The organism is Geopseudomonas sagittaria (assembly GCF_900115715.1).
Lineage (GTDB): Bacteria > Pseudomonadota > Gammaproteobacteria > Pseudomonadales > Pseudomonadaceae > Geopseudomonas > Geopseudomonas sagittaria.
This window is the reverse complement of the sequence record NZ_FOXM01000010.1, coordinates 105,509-120,515: the sequence shown is the minus strand read 5'-3', so window position 1 is coordinate 120,515 and position 15,007 is coordinate 105,509. Positions and strand designations below refer to the sequence as shown.

Genomic DNA, 15,007 nt, shown 5'->3' with positions numbered 1-15,007 from the left:
CTGCATGCGCATATTGCTGGTGGAAGACGACAAGGCGCTGGGCGAGGGTATCTGCACCGCGCTCAAGCCCGAGGGCTACACGGTGGACTGGCTGCAGGACGGCGCCAGTGCCCTGCATGCGCTGAGTCACGAGAGCTTCGAGCTGTGCGTGCTGGATCTCGGCCTGCCGCGCATGGATGGCCTGGAGGTGCTGCGTCGCCTGCGCGCCGCCGGCAACGCCATGCCGGTGCTGGTGCTCACCGCCCGCGACGCCACCAGCGACCGCATCGCCGGGCTGGATGCCGGCGCCGACGACTACCTAGTCAAGCCCTTCGATGTGGCCGAGCTCAAGGCGCGTCTGCGTGCCCTGCTGCGGCGCAGCTTCGGCCGCGCCCAGCCGGTGCTGGAGTACCGCGGCATTCGCATCGAACCCGACAGTCAGCAGGTGAGCTATCAGGGCGCGCCGGTCAGCCTGGCGCGCAAGGAGTTTCTCCTCCTCCACGAACTGCTGGCCCAGCCGGGCCGCGTGCTGACCCGCGACAAGCTGCAGCAGGTGCTGTATGGCTGGGGCGAGGAAGTGGAGAGCAACGCCCTCGAGGTGCATGTGCACCACCTGCGCAAGAAGTTCTTTCCCGAACTGATCCGCACCGTGCGTGGCGTCGGCTACCTGGTGGACAAGGCGTGAGGCTGCGCTCGATCCGCTCGCGCACCCTGGCGCTGGTGCTCGGCGTGCTGTGCGTTGCCCTGACGCTGATCTCCTGGCGCAGCTACAGCGATGCCCAGCACGAGATCGAGGAGCTGTTCGACGCCCAGCTGGCGCAGGGCGCACGCCTGCTCGAGGGCATGGTCGGCCGCGACCTGCCACCGGCCACCCGGGCCGCCCTGCAGCAGGCGCTGGATGCGGCGCTGCTGGTCGAACACGATCTGGACGATCCGGACGCCCGCGTCGAGGGGCACCGCTACGAAACCAAGCTGGCCTTCCAGGTGCTCGACGATCAGGGGCAGGTGCTGCTGCACTCGGCCAGTGCCCCGCCGACCCTGTTGCCGCGCCTGCTCCAGCTACTGGGTGCGGTAGACGGCAAGGCGCAGCCCCTGTCCGCTCGGGCCGCGCAGCTGATCGGCTATCACGATGTCAGCCTGGAGGACGGTCGCTGGCGTCTGTTCCTGCGCCAGGATCTGGCCGACCGGCACTGGATACTGGTCGCCGAGCGCGAGGACGTGCGCGGCGAGCTGGTCGGCAAGATCACCCTGCGCAGCCTGCTGCCCGACCTGATCGGCCTGCCGCTGCTGGCGCTGCTGGTGTGGTCGGCCATCGGCCTGGGGCTGCGCCCGCTGCAGCAGGTGGTCGGCCTGATCCGCGCGCGCGATGCGGAAAACCTCAGCCCGCTGACCCTGGCGCCGCTGCCGCAGGAGCTGGAGCCGATGGTCGCCGCCCTCAACCGCCTATTGCTGCAGGTCACCGGCCTGCTGGAGCGGGAGAAGCGCTTCCTCGCCGATGCCGCCCACGAGTTGCGCACGCCGCTGGCGGTACTGCGCATCCATGCGCAGAACGCGCTGGAGGCGTCGGAGGCCGCCGATCGTGAGGCCGCCCTGCAGCAGCTGGGCGCCGGCGTGGAGCGCGCCACCCGGGTGGTGACCCAGCTGCTGACCCTGGCCCGCCTCGAGCCGAGCGCCCTGCAGACGGCCATGCGTGAACTGGACCTGGCGCCCTACGTGCGCGAGGAGCTGGCCGAGCTGATCCCGCTGGCTCTGGAGCGCGAGCAGGAGCTGAGCCTCGACTACGACGAGGCGGCCGATTACCGCCTGCTGGCCGATGCGCCGAGCCTGGGCACCCTGCTGCAGAACCTGGTCGGCAATGCCGTGCAGTACACCCCGCACGGCGGCCAGGTGGCGGTCAGCCTGCAGGCCGAGGCGCAGCGCATCTGCCTGCGCGTGGCCGACAGCGGGCCGGGGGTGCCGGCCGAGCAGCGCGAGCAGCTGTTCCGCCGCTTCTACCGCCAGGGCGAAGGGCAGGGCGCGGGGCTGGGGCTGTCGATCGTGCAGCGCATCGTCGAGCTGCACCGCGGCGAGATCCGCCTGGGCGAGGCGTCATTGGGCGGGCTCGAGGTGGCGGTCTGGCTGCCGCGCAACCTGCCGCCAGTTGCCTAGCGAGCTGTGGCAAACTGGCGCGCAGCGCCGAACCACAAGGAGATGCCGCCATGTTTGCCCTCGATCCCCGCCTGCAGCAGGACACCCTGCACGTCGGTGACTTCCCGCTGTGCCGCCTGCTGCTGATGAATGACGCCAACTATCCCTGGTTCATCCTGGTGCCGCGCCGCGAGGAGGTCAGCGAGCTGTTCCAGCTGGACGAAGCCGACCAGCGTTCGCTGTGGCGCGAGACCCATCTGCTCGCCGAAGTGCTCAAGGACACCTTCAAGGCCGACAAGATGAACGTCGCCAGCCTCGGCAACATGGTCAGCCAGCTGCACATGCACGTGATCGCCCGCCGTCGCGGCGATGCCGCCTGGCCGGCGCCGGTGTGGGGGCACCAGCCGGCGCAGCCGTATAGCGAGGATGAGGTGAAGGAAATGCGCGACCGGCTGAAGCTGGTGCTGAGTTCCGCAGACTTCCGCTTCGCCCAGGAGGCCGTATGAGCCTGGAGCTGCGCGTTACCGAGCTGGAAACCCGTCTGGCGTTCCAGGACGATGCCCTGCAGCAGCTCAGCGACGAGCTGCTGGTGCAGAACCGGCTGATCGAGCGCCTGCAGCGGCAGATCGAGGCGCTGGCCACCCGTCAGGCCGATCTGGCCGGGCAGATCGGCCCGGTGGAGGATGAGGCTCCGCCGCCGCACTATTGAGTCGCCCCTCCATAACGACAGAGCCCGCCAAATTGGCGGGCTCTGTCGTTGTGGAGAGGGCGGATCAGTCAATGATCGTCACGTCCTCGGCCTGCAGCCCCTTGTCGCGCTGGACCACGGCGAACTCCACGCGCTGGCCTTCGACCAGTACCCGGTGGCCTTCGCCACGGATGGCGCGAAAGTGCACGAAGATGTCGTCACCGCTGTCGCGGGAGATGAAGCCGAAGCCCTTGGAGGTGTTGAACCACTTCACCGTGCCGGTCTCGCGCGCGCCGTCCGTTTCGCCACGGCGGGTGGCGGCGGTCGCCTTGGTGGCGGGAGTCTTGACGCTCGGGCTGGCGGTCTTGGCCGGACGAGACGGTTCGGTCGGCTGAGGCGCCGGCGCGGCAGTCGCGGCGGCGGCACTCGGTTGCGGAAGCAGTTGCATGAGGGCGGCTAGGGCGACGGCCAGCAGGGTGAACAGCTCCGCCGGCTGCCCGCCGATGCTGTGCAGCGGCACCATCAGCGCCAGGCTTTGCAGGACCACGGCGAGGACCAGCAGGCTGCTGGCGGCACCCTGCAGACGCTGGCGGGCGCCACCGATCAGCGGGGCGACCAGCAGGTTGGCCAGGCCGGTGAAGGCCAGGTACAGGGAGTCCGGCTGTTGCAGCCAGGGCAGGGCGTCGGCACGCAGGCTGGGAACGATGGACAGCAGCAGGGCGGCCGCGCCCGACAAGAGGTGGACGGTTTTCAATATGCTCAAAGATTTCACCTTGGTAACCAACAGACACAGACGATTGCGTCCGGACAAGACGACGGCGAGGCGGAAATGGATGGCGCCAAGGTGTTCGGGTCAGGCCGGACGGCGCGGGACAGGCTCGGCAAACGATAAGCGAGCTGCCTTGGCGCGGCGGCTATTTAACCGTAAAGGCTGCGGGCGCTCAATTGCGCCGTGCGACAGGGCGCTGCCGAGCGCAGGGTGAGCTCCCCGGCAGGGCCGTAGAAGGCACGCGAGGGGCGTGGCCGGCGGCCCCTCGCGTCAGGCGCTGGCTCAGCCCTCGAGCAGGCTGCGCAGCATCCAGGCGGTCTTTTCGTGTACCTGCATGCGCTGGGTCAGCAGGTCGGCGGTCGGCTCGTCGCTGACCTTTTCCAGCAGCGGGAAGATGCCGCGGGCGGTGCGCACCACCGCTTCCTGGCCCTGCACCAGCAGCTTGATCATCTCCTGGGCATTCGGCACGCCTTCCTCTTCCTTGATCGAGGACAGGCGCGCGTAGGCCGCGTAGGTGCCGGGCGCCGGGAAGCCGAGGGCGCGGATGCGTTCGGCGATCAGGTCCACCGCCAGGGCCAGTTCGTTGTACTGCGCCTCGAACATCAGGTGCAGGGTATTGAACATCGGCCCGGTGACGTTCCAGTGAAAGTTGTGGGTCTTCAGGTACAGGGTGTAGGTGTCGGCCAGCAGGCGCGACAGACCCTCGGCAATGGCGGCGCGGTCCTGTTCGGCAATTCCGATATTGATCTGCATGGAGCTCTCCCTCTGTGGCATCTCGGGCCTTGAATGCCGAGAGACTAGCATGAGCGGGTAGCGGGAAATCCACTGCCGCACCGCCTGGCGGGTGGAAAAGTGCCGTGCGCGCCTGTGGCTGTGGTTGCCGGGCGCGGGGCCTGCGCCGCGGGATTGTTTCAGGCTATAATCCCCGCCCTTTGTCACGGCAAGGCCTGTCGTCGCCCGCAATTTTGCGGCAGGCCGGCGCCTGTGGCGGCAGCGGTTGCCTGGCAGCCGCGGATCGACCGCCGTGCGGAATCTACGACTGACTTTTGAGAAGCGAACCGATCATGATGCGCAGCCACTATTGCGGCCAACTCAACGAAAGCCTGGACGGCCAGGAAGTCACCCTGTGCGGCTGGGTACATCGCCGTCGCGACCACGGCGGGGTGATTTTCCTCGACATCCGCGACCGTGAAGGTCTGGCCCAGGTGGTGTTCGACCCGGATCGCGCCGAGACCTTCGCCAAGGCCGACCGCGTGCGCAGCGAGTACGTGGTCAAGCTGACCGGCAAGGTGCGCCTGCGCCCGGCCGGCGCGGTCAACCCGAACATGGCCTCCGGCGCCATCGAGGTGCTCGGCTACGAGCTGGAAGTGCTCAACGAGGCGGAAACCCCGCCGTTCCCGCTCAACGAGTACACCGACGTCGGCGAGGAAACCCGCCTGCGCTACCGCTTCATCGATCTGCGTCGCCCGGAGATGGCCGAGAAGCTCAAGCTGCGCTCGAGCATCACCAGCAGCATCCGTCGCTACCTGGACGACAACGGCTTCCTCGACGTCGAGACGCCGATCCTCACCCGCGCCACCCCGGAAGGCGCGCGCGACTACCTGGTGCCGAGCCGCACCCACGCCGGCAGCTTCTTCGCCCTGCCGCAGTCGCCGCAGCTGTTCAAGCAGCTGCTGATGGTCGCCGGCTTCGACCGCTACTACCAGATCGCCAAGTGCTTCCGCGACGAGGACCTGCGTGCCGACCGTCAGCCGGAATTCACCCAGATCGACATCGAGACCAGCTTCCTCGACGAAGACGACATCATCGGCCTGACCGAGAAGATGATCCGCAAGCTGTTCAAGGAAGTGCTCGACGTCGAGTTCGGTGAATTCCCGCACATGCCCTACGCCGAGGCCATGCGCCGCTACGGTTCAGACAAGCCGGACCTGCGCATCCCGATGGAACTGGTCGATGTCGAGGACCAGCTCAAGGACGTGGAATTCAAGGTGTTCGCCGGTCCGGCCAACGATCCCAAGTGCCGCGTGACCGCCCTGCGCGTACCGGGCGGCGCGAGCATGCCGCGCAAGCAGATCGACGACTACACCAAGTTCGTCGGCATCTACGGTGCCAAGGGCCTGGCCTACATCAAGGTCAACGAGCGCGCCAAGGGCGTCGAAGGCCTGCAGTCGCCGATCGTCAAGAACATCCCCGAGGCCAACCTCAACGTGATCCTCGATCGCGTCGGCGCGGTCGATGGCGACATCGTGTTCTTCGGCGCCGACAAGGCCAAGATTGTTTCCGAAGCCCTCGGTGCCCTGCGCATCAAGCTCGGCCACGACCTCAACCTGCTCACCTGCCAGTGGGCGCCGATGTGGGTGGTCGACTTCCCGATGTTCGAGGAAAACGACGACGGTTCGTTCTCCGCGCTGCACCACCCGTTCACCGCGCCCAAGTGCTCGCCGCAAGAGCTGGCCGCCAATCCGGGTGCCGCCCTGTCGCGCGCCTACGACATGGTGCTCAACGGCACCGAGCTGGGTGGCGGTTCGATCCGTATCCATCGCAAGGACATGCAGGAGGCGGTATTCCGCATCCTCGGCATCGACGAGGCCGAGCAGCAGGAGAAGTTCGGCTTCCTGCTCGACGCCCTGAAGTTCGGTGCGCCGCCGCACGGTGGTCTGGCCTTCGGTCTGGACCGTCTGGTGATGCTGATGACCGGATCCCATTCGATCCGCGACGTCATCGCCTTCCCGAAAACCCAGAGCGCCGCCTGCGTGATGACTCAGGCGCCGGGCACCGTGGACAGCAAGCAGTTGCGCGAGCTGAACATTCGCCTGCGCGAGCAGCCCAAGGCCGAATAAGCCGACCGACAGGAGCCTGGTTTTGCCAGGCTCCTTCGATTCAGGGGCAGCAAAAGACAAGATCCACCAGCAACACGACGGAGAGAGTCATGGCAGGTCATTCCAAATGGGCCAACATCAAACACCGTAAGGAACGTCAGGACGCCAAGCGCGGCAAGATCTTCACCAAGCTGATCCGCGAACTGACCGTCGCGGCCAAGCACGGTGGCGGCGTGCCGGCCGACAACCCGCGCCTGCGCCTGGCGGTGGACAAGGCGCTGACCGCCAACATGACCCGCGACACCATCGAGCGCGCCATCGCCCGCGGCGCCGGCTCCAGCGAAGCCGACAACATGGTCGAGCTGAGCTACGAAGGCTACGCGCCGAGCGGCGTGGCGATCATCATCGAGGCGATGACCGACAACCGCAACCGCACCGCGGCCGAAGTGCGCCACGCCTTCAGCAAGTGCGGCGGCAACCTGGGTACCGATGGCTCGGTGGCCTACATGTTCGACCGCAAGGGGCAGATCAGCTTCGCTCCGGGCGTCAACGAGGAGGCCCTGATGGAGGCGGCGCTGGAGGCCGGTGCCGACGACATCGTCACCAACGACGACGGCTCGGTGGACGTGTTCACCAGCTTTGCCGACTTTCTGTCGGTCAACGAGGCGCTGACCGCCGCTGGCTTCAAGGGCGACGAGGCCGAGGTGGCGATGATCCCGTCGATCACCGCGCCGGTTGCCGATCTGGAAACCGCGCAGAAGGTGCTCAAGCTGATCGACATGCTCGAGGATCTCGACGACGTGCAGAACGTCTACCACAACGCCGAGATTCCCGACGAGATCATGGAACAGCTCGGCTGACTCCGGCGATCCTCTGGGGCATGCACAGCCGGAAGGGGGAATTCTCTTCCGGCTTTGTTTTTGGGAGAGGCGTCATGGGCCGGCTTGCCGGACGTGACGGCGCAGCATGCCCCACCTATACTCGCGGCTGGATAAATAGACAGTGGCCATCGATGGTGGTCGGCCGCTGCTCGCCTCGGCTGGATGACTCCGCATGACCCTGATTCTCGGTATCGACCCCGGTTCGCGCATCACCGGCTACGGCGTGGTGCGCGACACCGGGCGCGGCTGCGAGTACGTGGCCTCGGGCTGCATCCGCACCGGCGACGGGCCACTGCCCGAGCGCCTGCAGAAGGTCTATCGCGGGGTGCGCGAGGTGATTCGCCTGCACGGGCCGGTGATGCTGGGCATCGAGCAGGTGTTCATGTCGCGCAACGCCGACTCGGCCCTCAAGCTCGGCCAGGCCCGCGGCGCGGCGCTGGTCGCGGCGGTCGAGGAGGGGCTGGCGGTGGCCGAGTACACAGCCACCCAGGTCAAGCAGGCCATCGTCGGCACCGGCGCGGCGGACAAGCAGCAGGTGCAGCTGATGGTCATGCATCTGCTGGGGCTGGTGCAGAAGCCGCAGATCGACGCCTCCGATGCCCTGGCCATCGCCCTCTGCCACGCCCATCACCGGCAGAGCCTGCTTCCCCATGGCCTGTCCACCGCGCGCCGGCGCGGCGGCCGGCTGCGTCTCTGATTCGAAGGACAGCACAGCATGATCGGACGCCTGCGCGGCACCTTGGCGGAAAAGCAACCGCCCCACCTGCTGGTTGACGTCAATGGCGTCGGCTACGAGCTGGAAGTGCCGATGACCACCCTGTACCGCCTGCCGAGCCTCGGCGAGCCGCTGACCCTGCACACCCATCTGGTGGTGCGCGAGGACGCCCAGCTGCTCTATGGTTTCTCCAGCAAGCGCGAGCGCGAGTTGTTCCGCGAGCTGATCCGCCTCAACGGCGTCGGCCCCAAGCTGGCGCTGGCGCTGATGTCGGCGCTGGAGGTGGATGAACTGGTGCGCTGCGTGCAGGCGGAGGATACCTCGGCGCTGACCCGGGTGCCGGGCGTCGGCAAGAAGACCGCCGAGCGTCTGCTGGTCGAGCTCAAGGATCGCTTCAAGGTCTGGGAGTCGATGCCGTCGATCGCCCCGCTGGTGGAACCTGCGCGCGCGGCGGCGGTCTCAAGCGCACAGAGCGATGCGGTGAGCGCCCTGGTGGCCCTCGGCTTCAAGCCGGCGGAGGCCAGTCGCGCCGTCAGTCTGGTGGACGAGGACGATCTGTCCAGCGAAGAACTGATCCGCCGTGCCCTCAAGGGCATGGCCTGAACCCGTGGATGACCCCAGATGATTGAAGCCGACCGCCTGATCACGGCTGCTCCGCGCGAGCGCGAGGAGCAGCAGGATCGCGCCATCCGCCCGCTGAAGCTGGCCGAGTACATCGGCCAGCCCGGCGTGCGCGAGCAGATGGAGCTGTTCATCCAGGCCGCCCGCGGGCGCAGCGAGGCGTTGGACCACACGCTGATTTTCGGCCCGCCGGGGCTGGGCAAGACCACCCTGGCCAATATCATCGCCCAGGAAATGGGCGTGTCGATCAAGAGCACCTCCGGCCCGGTGCTGGAGCGCCCCGGCGATCTGGCGGCGCTGCTGACCAACCTCGAGCCGGGCGACGTGCTGTTCGTCGACGAGATCCATCGGTTGTCGCCGATCGTCGAGGAGGTGCTGTACCCGGCGATGGAGGACTACCAGCTCGACATCATGATCGGCGAGGGGCCGGCGGCGCGCTCGATCAAGCTCGACCTGCCGCCCTTCACCCTGATCGGCGCGACCACGCGCGCCGGCATGCTGACCAACCCGCTGCGTGACCGCTTCGGCATCGTCCAGCGTCTGGAGTTCTACAACGTGGCGGATCTGTCGACCATCGTCAGCCGTTCGGCGGGGATTCTCGGCCTGCCCATCGATGCCGAGGGCGCCTACGAGATCGCCCGGCGCGCCCGCGGCACGCCGCGTATCGCCAACCGCCTGCTGCGGCGGGTGCGCGACTTCGCCGAGGTGCGCGGCCAGGGCGAGATCAGTCTGGCGATTGCCGATCGCGCGCTGAACCTGCTGGACATCGACGCCCACGGTTTCGACCACCAGGACCGCCGCCTGCTGCTGACCATGATCGACAAGTTCGATGGCGGTCCGGTGGGCATCGACAGCTTGGCGGCGGCGATCAGCGAGGAGCGTCACACCATCGAGGACGTGCTCGAGCCCTACCTGATCCAGCAGGGCTACATCATGCGCACACCGCGCGGGCGGGTGGTGACCCGCCACGCCTATCTGCACTTCGGCCTCAATGTGCCGGGGCGCCTGAGCCAAACCAGTGATGCCGACCTGTCTGGCGTCGACGACTGACGGAAAAAATAGTTGCCACGGCCGTTGGCAACCGGGGGAGCCGAGACTAGAGTATGCGCGCGCAACACGAGGGACAGCCGTTCACCCATGCCTGTCGGGTCTATTACGAAGACACCGACGCGGGCGGCGTCGTCTATTACGTCAACTACCTCAAGTTCATGGAGCGGGCTCGCACCGAATGGTTGCGTGTACTGGGCTGTGCCCAGTCGCAACTGGCGGCGGAGAACCTGCTGTTCGTCGTGCATTCGGCCGAGGCGCGCTACCTGGCGCCGGCGCGGCTGGACGACGAGTTGCTGGTCAGTGCCGAGGTCGTCGAGCTCAATCGCGCCAGCCTGCGTTTTCGCCAGCAGGTGCGGCGGACGAGTGATGCGACGCTGCTCTGTGAAGGGCATATCATGGTGGCCTGTGTGCGCGCCGACAGTTTCAAACCCCGGGCCATACCCGAAGCGCTGCGTGCAGCCTTCGCCGGCGCGGGTCTATCCCCTGCAGGAGAGTAAGCGTGGAAGCCAACGCCGTTGACCATATGTCCATGTGGAGCCTGATCAGCAATGCCAGTTTCGTAGTGCAACTGGTGATGCTGATCCTGGTGGCTGCCTCGGTCACTTCGTGGATCATGATTTTCCAGCGCAGCAGTCTGCTGCGTGCCGCCAAGCGCGGGCTGGATACCTTCGAGGAGCGTTTCTGGTCGGGTATCGACCTGTCCAAGCTGTATCGCCAGGCCGGCAGCAACCCCGACCCGGATTCCGGCGTCGAGCAGATCTTCCGCGCCGGCTTCAAGGAGTTCTCGCGCCTGCGCCAGCAGCCGGGCGTCGACCCGGATGCGGTGATGGACGGCGTCAACCGCGCCATGCGCGTGGCCATCTCGCGCGAGGAAGAGAAGCTCGAGCAGAGCCTGCCGTTCCTCGCCACCGTCGGCTCGACCAGCCCGTACATCGGCCTGTTCGGCACCGTGTGGGGGATCATGAACTCGTTCCGCGGTCTGGCCCAGGTGCAGCAGGCGACCCTCGCCACCGTAGCGCCGGGTATTGCCGAGGCGCTGATCGCCACCGCCATCGGCCTGTTCGCCGCCATTCCGGCGGTCATCGCCTACAACCGCTTTGCGGCGCGCGGCGAGATGTTCATCGGCCGCTACTACACCTTCGCCGATGAGTTCCAGGCCATCCTGCATCGCAAGGTGCACACCTCGGACGACTGAGACCCCTCATGGCCAGAATTCGCAACAGACGCAAGCCGGTCGCCGAGATGAACGTCGTGCCCTATATCGACGTGATGCTAGTGCTGCTGGTGATCTTCATGGTGACCGCACCGATGCTCAACCAGGGGGTCAAGGTCGACCTGCCCAAGGTGGGCAGCGAGGCGTTGCCGCAGGACAATAATGCCCAGGTGCTGACCATCTCCATCAAGGCCGACAAGACCTACTACTGGAACATGGGCAGCGAGGTCGATACCGACACCGTGCAGGACAGCGCCCTGACCCTGGAGCAGATGACCCAGGCGGTCACCGCGATCATGAACCAGAGCCGCAGCCAGGGTAAGCAGGTCCAGGTCTTCGTCCGCGGCGACAAGGCAGTGGACTACGGCGCGGTGATGGCGGCCATGGGCGGCCTGCAGCAGGCCGGCGTGGGCAACGTCGGGCTGATTACCGAGGCGCCCTGATGCAGCAGCGTGAGCGCTCTTCCCCGGAAAGCTACTTCTGGCCGACCATCTGGGCGGTGGGTCTGCACGTCCTGATCTTTGCCATGCTGTTCGTCAGCTTCTCCATGACTCCCGAGCTGCCGCCGTCGCGGCCGATCGTCCAGGCGACCCTGTACCAGCTGAAGTCGCAGAGCCAGGCGACCGTGCAGACCAACCAGCGCATCGCCGGCGAGGCGCAGAAGACCGCGGCGCCGCAGTACGAAACCGAGCAGATGGAGCAGAAGAAGGCCGAGCAGCAGCGCGTGGCGGCGGCCAAGGCGGCGGAACAGAAGAAGGTCGAGCAGGCCAAGGCGGCCGAGGCGCAGAAGCAGAAGGAGGTTGCGGCGAGCAAAGCCAAGGCTGAGTCCGAGAAAAAGGCCGCCGAGCAGAAGCAGCTGGCCGATGTTGCCAAGAAGAAAGCCGCCGAGGAGGCCGCGAAGAAGAAGGCGGCGGAGGAGGCCAAGAAAAAGGCCGCCGAGGACGCCAAGAAGAAACTGGCCGAAGATGCGAAGAAGAAAGCCGCGGAGGAGGCGAAGAAGAAGGCTGCAGCGGCTGAGGCGGCGAAGAAGAAGGCGGCCGAGCAGGCGGCAGCCCGCCAGGCCCAGGAAGACAAGAAGGCCGCCGCACTGGCCGAGCTGCTGTCCGACGACGTGCAGCACCAGCAGGCGCTGGCTGACAGCGTCGGCGACCAAGTGGCCGGCAATCTGGATGACCTGATCATCAACCTGGTCAGTCAGCAGTGGCGGCGGCCGCCGTCGGCTCGTCAGGGCATGAGTGTAACGATACTGATCCAGATGCTGCCCGACGGCACCATCAGCAGTGCCAGCGTGACCCGCTCCAGCGGCGATGTGGCGTTCGACAATTCGGCGGTAGCCGCGGTGCGCAACGTCGGCCGCATACCGGAAATGCAACAGCTGGACCGGGCGACCTTCGATCGCATGTATCGAAAGCGAGCCATGATATTCAAACCGGAGGACTTGAGCCTGTGAACACCCTGATCCGCATGGCCCTGCTGGGCCTGGTGCTGCTCGCCGGTGTGGCGAAAGCGGCCGACCCGCTGGTGATTTCCAGTGGTACCGACCGCGCCATCCCGATTGCCGTAGTGCCGTTCGGCTGGCAGGGCGGCGCCGTGCTGCCCGAGGACATGGCCGAGATCGTCGGCAACGACCTGCGCAATTCCGGCTACTTCGAGCCGATTCCGCGGCAGAACATGATCAGCCTGCCGAGCCAGGCCAGCGAAGTGATCTACCGCGACTGGAAGGCGCTGGGTGCCCAGTACGTGCTGACCGGCAGCATCGTGCCGAGTGGCGGCGGCCTGCAGATCCAGTACGCGCTGTTCAACGTCACCACCGAGCAGCAGATGCTCACCGGCAGTGTTGGCGGCACGACGGCGCAGCTGCGCGACATGGCGCACTACATCGCCGACCAGTCGTTCGAGAAGCTCACCGGCATCAAGGGGGCCTTCTCGACCCGCATGCTCTATGTCACCGCCGAACGCTTCTCGGCCAACAACACCCGCTACACCCTGCAGCGCTCCGACTACGACGGTGCGCGGGCGGTGACCCTGCTGCAGTCGCGCGAGCCGATCCTGTCGCCGAGCTTTGCGCCGGATGGCCGCCGGGTAGCCTACGTGTCGTTCGAGCAGCAGCGTCCGCGCATCTTCGTCCAGCACATCGATACCGGTCGCCGCGAGCAGATCACCAACTTCGAAGGCCTCAACGGTGCGCCGGCCTGGTCGCCGGATGGCAATCGTCTGGCCTTCGTGCTGTCGCGCGACGGCAACCCGGAGATCTACGTCATGGACATGGGCAGCCGCCAGGTGCGCCGCGTGACCAACAACATGGCCATCGATACCGAGCCGTTCTGGGGCAAGGACGGCCAGACCATCTACTTCACCTCGGATCGCGGCGGCAAGCCGCAGATCTACAAGACCAGTATCGCTTCGGGCGCGGTGGAGCGGGTCACCTTCGTTGGCAACTACAACGCCAACCCGAAACTGTCCGCCGACGAGAAGACTCTGGTGATGATCCATCGCCAGGACGGTTTTACCGTGTTCCGCGTGGCCGCCCAGGATCTGCAGCGCGGCACCCTGCGGGTGCTCTCTGCACAAACCAGTCTCGACGAGTCGCCCACTGTTGCGCCCAATGGCACCATGCTAATCTACGCCACCCGCCAACAGGGCAAGGGGGTGCTGATGCTCGTGTCCACCAATGGTCGTGTGCGGCTCCCGCTGCCCGTCGCTCAGGGTGAAGTCCGTGAGCCCTCTTGGTCTCCCTATCTGAACTGATGGCGGCTGCCAACTGCTCGTTCTAATCCGTTGTTTTGAACATGTTGTTTTGAACACACACTGGGGTTTTAAAAAGATGGAAATGCTGAAATTCGGCAAGTTTGCTGCGCTGGCTCTGGCTATGGCAGTTGCCGTGGGTTGCTCCTCCAAGGGCGGCGACGCTGCTGGCGAGGGCGCAGTTGATCCGAACGCTGGCTACGGCGCCAACACCGGTGCCGTCGATGGCAGCCTGAACGGTGAAGAAGCCGCTCTGCGCGCTATCACCACCTTCTTCTTCGAATACGACAGCTCCGACCTGAAGCCGGAAGCCATGCGCGCTCTGGACGTTCACGCTCGTGACCTGCAGGCCAACGGCGCTCGCGTCGTCCTGGAAGGCCACGCTGACGAGCGCGGTACCCGCGAGTACAACATGGCTCTGGGCGAGCGTCGCGCCAAGGCCGTTCAGCGCTACCTGGTGCTGCAGGGCGTGTCCCCGGCCCAGCTGGAGCTGGTGTCCTACGGTGAAGAGCGTCCGATGGTCATGGGCACCAGCGAAGAAAGCTGGGCGCAGAACCGTCGCGTAGAACTGAAGAAGTAAGAAGCCATGCGCAAGCACTCCCGTTTCCTGATCCTGCTGGCCTTGGCCGCTCCTCTCGCGACCTGGGCCCAGGTGCCCGTCATCGAGGGTGGCAACGGTTATCCGCCTTCCGGCTACGGGGCCACGGGAGCTGCTTATGCCGGTGGGGCGGTAACCGCCGCCCCCACCTCGGCGCAAGGTGAACTCTTCCTGCAGCTGCAGCAGCTGCAGGAAGAGGTTGCCCGCATGCGTGGCACCCTGGAAGAACAGCAGTACGAAATCCAGCGTCTCAAGCAGGAAAGTCTCGAGCGTTACCAGGATCTCGACAGTCGTCTGTCCTCCGCGGGCCAGGCACCGGCTCCGGCGGCTCCTGTCGCCCCGGGGGCAAGCGGCTCCCAGGCAGCGGCGCCTGCCGCACCGGCTGCGGCAGCCAATGGCGCCCCGGGTGATCCGGCCAAGGAAAAACTGTTCTACGATGCCGCCTTCGACCTGATCAAGGCGAAGGATTTTGCCAAGGCCGACCAGGCCTTCAGCGCGTTCCTGCGCAAGTATCCGACCAGTCAGTACGCCGGCAACGCGCAGTACTGGCTGGGTGAAGTCAAGCTCGCCCAAGGCGACCTGCAGGGCGCCGGTCGTGCCTTCGCCCAGGTCAGCCAGGGCTACCCGAGCCACCAGAAGGTGGCCGACTCGCTGTACAAGCTCGCCGATGTCGAGCAGCGCCTCGGCAACGCCAACAAGGCGCGCGGCATCCTGCAGCAGGTGATCGCCCAGTACCCGGGCACTTCGGCGGCCCAGCTGGCCCAGCGCGATCTCGCCCGCCTGCCCTGAGCGCAGCCAGCGG

At 66.4% G+C, this 15,007-nt stretch carries 18 protein-coding genes; 16 read left to right on the top strand and 2 right to left on the bottom strand.

The annotated features are described in order from the left end of the window. Window positions 1-4 precede the first annotated feature (4 nt). Genes BM297_RS13490 through BM297_RS13475 form a run of 4 tightly spaced genes read left to right on the top strand, consistent with a single transcriptional unit; the run spans window position 5 to window position 2,815 of the window. The gene (locus tag BM297_RS13490; RefSeq protein WP_092432369.1) at window positions 5-664 is read left to right on the top strand and encodes a response regulator; all 660 of its coding nucleotides are present in this window, start codon (window positions 5-7) and stop codon (window positions 662-664) included. Continuing rightward, a complete protein-coding gene (locus tag BM297_RS13485) occupies window positions 661-2,127 on the top strand; it encodes an ATP-binding protein (protein WP_175526652.1) in 1,467 nt (488 codons plus the stop codon). The genes BM297_RS13490 and BM297_RS13485 overlap by 4 nt, the downstream gene beginning before the upstream one ends. Before the next feature lie 50 nt (window positions 2,128-2,177). Beyond that, a complete protein-coding gene (locus BM297_RS13480) occupies window positions 2,178-2,612 on the top strand; it encodes an HIT family protein (protein WP_092432368.1) in 435 nt (144 codons plus the stop codon). Further along, the gene (locus BM297_RS13475; RefSeq protein WP_092432366.1) at window positions 2,609-2,815 is read left to right on the top strand and encodes a SlyX family protein; all 207 of its coding nucleotides are present in this window, start codon (window positions 2,609-2,611) and stop codon (window positions 2,813-2,815) included. Before BM297_RS13480 ends, BM297_RS13475 begins: the two co-directional genes overlap by 4 nt. Window positions 2,816-2,879: 64 nt before the next feature. Here the strand turns inward: BM297_RS13475 and BM297_RS22300 are convergent, their stop codons facing one another. Beyond that, window positions 2,880-3,551 carry a cold-shock protein gene (locus BM297_RS22300; protein WP_092432456.1) on the bottom strand — a complete coding sequence of 224 codons (672 nt, stop codon included), beginning with the start codon at window positions 3,549-3,551 and terminating at the stop codon, window positions 2,880-2,882. A gap of 294 nt (window positions 3,552-3,845) precedes the next feature. Further along, window positions 3,846-4,316 (bottom strand): Dps family protein, encoded by a 471-nt coding sequence (locus BM297_RS13465; RefSeq protein WP_092432364.1) that lies wholly within the window; start codon window positions 4,314-4,316, stop codon window positions 3,846-3,848. Window positions 4,317-4,627: 311 nt separating this feature from the next. Here BM297_RS13465 and aspS point away from each other — a divergent pair, with 311 nt between their 5' ends. From aspS to ybgF, 12 genes are all read left to right on the top strand, one after another. Then, window positions 4,628-6,403: an aspartate--tRNA ligase gene (aspS, locus tag BM297_RS13460; RefSeq protein WP_092432362.1), complete on the top strand. Its 1,776-nt coding sequence runs from the start codon at window positions 4,628-4,630 to the stop codon at window positions 6,401-6,403. Between the two features lie 89 nt (window positions 6,404-6,492). Beyond that, window positions 6,493-7,242: a YebC/PmpR family DNA-binding transcriptional regulator gene (locus BM297_RS13455; RefSeq protein WP_092432360.1), complete on the top strand. Its 750-nt coding sequence runs from the start codon at window positions 6,493-6,495 to the stop codon at window positions 7,240-7,242. A gap of 193 nt (window positions 7,243-7,435) precedes the next feature. Further along, window positions 7,436-7,960, top strand: a complete 525-nt coding sequence (gene ruvC / locus BM297_RS13450) for a crossover junction endodeoxyribonuclease RuvC (RefSeq protein WP_092432359.1) — start codon at window positions 7,436-7,438, stop codon at window positions 7,958-7,960. Between the two features lie 18 nt (window positions 7,961-7,978). Next, window positions 7,979-8,581: a Holliday junction branch migration protein RuvA gene (gene ruvA, locus BM297_RS13445; RefSeq protein ID WP_092432357.1), complete on the top strand. Its 603-nt coding sequence runs from the start codon at window positions 7,979-7,981 to the stop codon at window positions 8,579-8,581. Window positions 8,582-8,599: 18 nt separating this feature from the next. Continuing rightward, window positions 8,600-9,649 (top strand): Holliday junction branch migration DNA helicase RuvB, encoded by a 1,050-nt coding sequence (gene ruvB / locus BM297_RS13440; RefSeq protein ID WP_092432355.1) that lies wholly within the window; start codon window positions 8,600-8,602, stop codon window positions 9,647-9,649. A 53-nt stretch (window positions 9,650-9,702) separates the two neighbouring features. Further along, on the top strand, window positions 9,703-10,146 hold the full coding sequence (ybgC, locus tag BM297_RS13435; protein WP_092432354.1) for a tol-pal system-associated acyl-CoA thioesterase: 444 nt from the start codon (window positions 9,703-9,705) through the stop codon (window positions 10,144-10,146). A gap of 2 nt (window positions 10,147-10,148) precedes the next feature. Further along, window positions 10,149-10,844 carry a protein TolQ gene (gene tolQ, locus BM297_RS13430; protein ID WP_092432351.1) on the top strand — a complete coding sequence of 232 codons (696 nt, stop codon included), beginning with the start codon at window positions 10,149-10,151 and terminating at the stop codon, window positions 10,842-10,844. 8 nt (window positions 10,845-10,852) lie between these two features. Further along, window positions 10,853-11,305, top strand: a complete 453-nt coding sequence (gene tolR, locus BM297_RS13425) for a protein TolR (protein WP_090312769.1) — start codon at window positions 10,853-10,855, stop codon at window positions 11,303-11,305. Continuing rightward, window positions 11,302-12,312, top strand: a complete 1,011-nt coding sequence (gene tolA / locus BM297_RS13420) for a cell envelope integrity protein TolA (RefSeq protein WP_092432349.1) — start codon at window positions 11,302-11,304, stop codon at window positions 12,310-12,312. The genes tolR and tolA overlap by 4 nt, the downstream gene beginning before the upstream one ends. Then, the gene (tolB, locus tag BM297_RS13415; protein ID WP_092432347.1) at window positions 12,309-13,610 is read left to right on the top strand and encodes a Tol-Pal system beta propeller repeat protein TolB; all 1,302 of its coding nucleotides are present in this window, start codon (window positions 12,309-12,311) and stop codon (window positions 13,608-13,610) included. Before tolA ends, tolB begins: the two co-directional genes overlap by 4 nt. Before the next feature lie 76 nt (window positions 13,611-13,686). Beyond that, the gene (pal, locus tag BM297_RS13410; protein ID WP_092432346.1) at window positions 13,687-14,187 is read left to right on the top strand and encodes a peptidoglycan-associated lipoprotein Pal; all 501 of its coding nucleotides are present in this window, start codon (window positions 13,687-13,689) and stop codon (window positions 14,185-14,187) included. Between the two features lie 6 nt (window positions 14,188-14,193). Beyond that, complete coding sequence (ybgF, locus tag BM297_RS13405; RefSeq protein WP_092432344.1) at window positions 14,194-14,994, top strand: tol-pal system protein YbgF; 801 nt, start codon at window positions 14,194-14,196, stop codon at window positions 14,992-14,994. Window positions 14,995-15,007: the final 13 nt, after the last annotated feature.

Bases quoted from the DNA above. Each gene is read 5' to 3' on its own strand.
- ruvB (WP_092432355.1), top strand. From the start codon at position 8,600: ATGATTGAAGCCGACCGCCTGATCACGGCTGCTCCGCGCGAGCGCGAG.
- BM297_RS13455 (WP_092432360.1), top strand. From the start codon at position 6,493: ATGGCAGGTCATTCCAAATGGGCCAACATCAAACACCGTAAGGAACGT.
- ybgC (WP_092432354.1), top strand. From the start codon at position 9,703: ATGCGCGCGCAACACGAGGGACAGCCGTTCACCCATGCCTGTCGGGTC.
- ybgF (WP_092432344.1), top strand. From the start codon at position 14,194: ATGCGCAAGCACTCCCGTTTCCTGATCCTGCTGGCCTTGGCCGCTCCT.
- ruvA (WP_092432357.1), top strand. From the start codon at position 7,979: ATGATCGGACGCCTGCGCGGCACCTTGGCGGAAAAGCAACCGCCCCAC.
- ruvC (WP_092432359.1), top strand. From the start codon at position 7,436: ATGACCCTGATTCTCGGTATCGACCCCGGTTCGCGCATCACCGGCTAC.
- pal (WP_092432346.1), top strand. From the start codon at position 13,687: ATGGAAATGCTGAAATTCGGCAAGTTTGCTGCGCTGGCTCTGGCTATG.
- BM297_RS13490 (WP_092432369.1), top strand. From the start codon at position 5: ATGCGCATATTGCTGGTGGAAGACGACAAGGCGCTGGGCGAGGGTATC.
- tolR (WP_090312769.1), top strand. From the start codon at position 10,853: ATGGCCAGAATTCGCAACAGACGCAAGCCGGTCGCCGAGATGAACGTC.
- aspS (WP_092432362.1), top strand. From the start codon at position 4,628: ATGATGCGCAGCCACTATTGCGGCCAACTCAACGAAAGCCTGGACGGC.
- BM297_RS13475 (WP_092432366.1), top strand. From the start codon at position 2,609: ATGAGCCTGGAGCTGCGCGTTACCGAGCTGGAAACCCGTCTGGCGTTC.
- BM297_RS13465 (WP_092432364.1), bottom strand. From the start codon at position 4,316: ATGCAGATCAATATCGGAATTGCCGAACAGGACCGCGCCGCCATTGCC.
- BM297_RS13480 (WP_092432368.1), top strand. From the start codon at position 2,178: ATGTTTGCCCTCGATCCCCGCCTGCAGCAGGACACCCTGCACGTCGGT.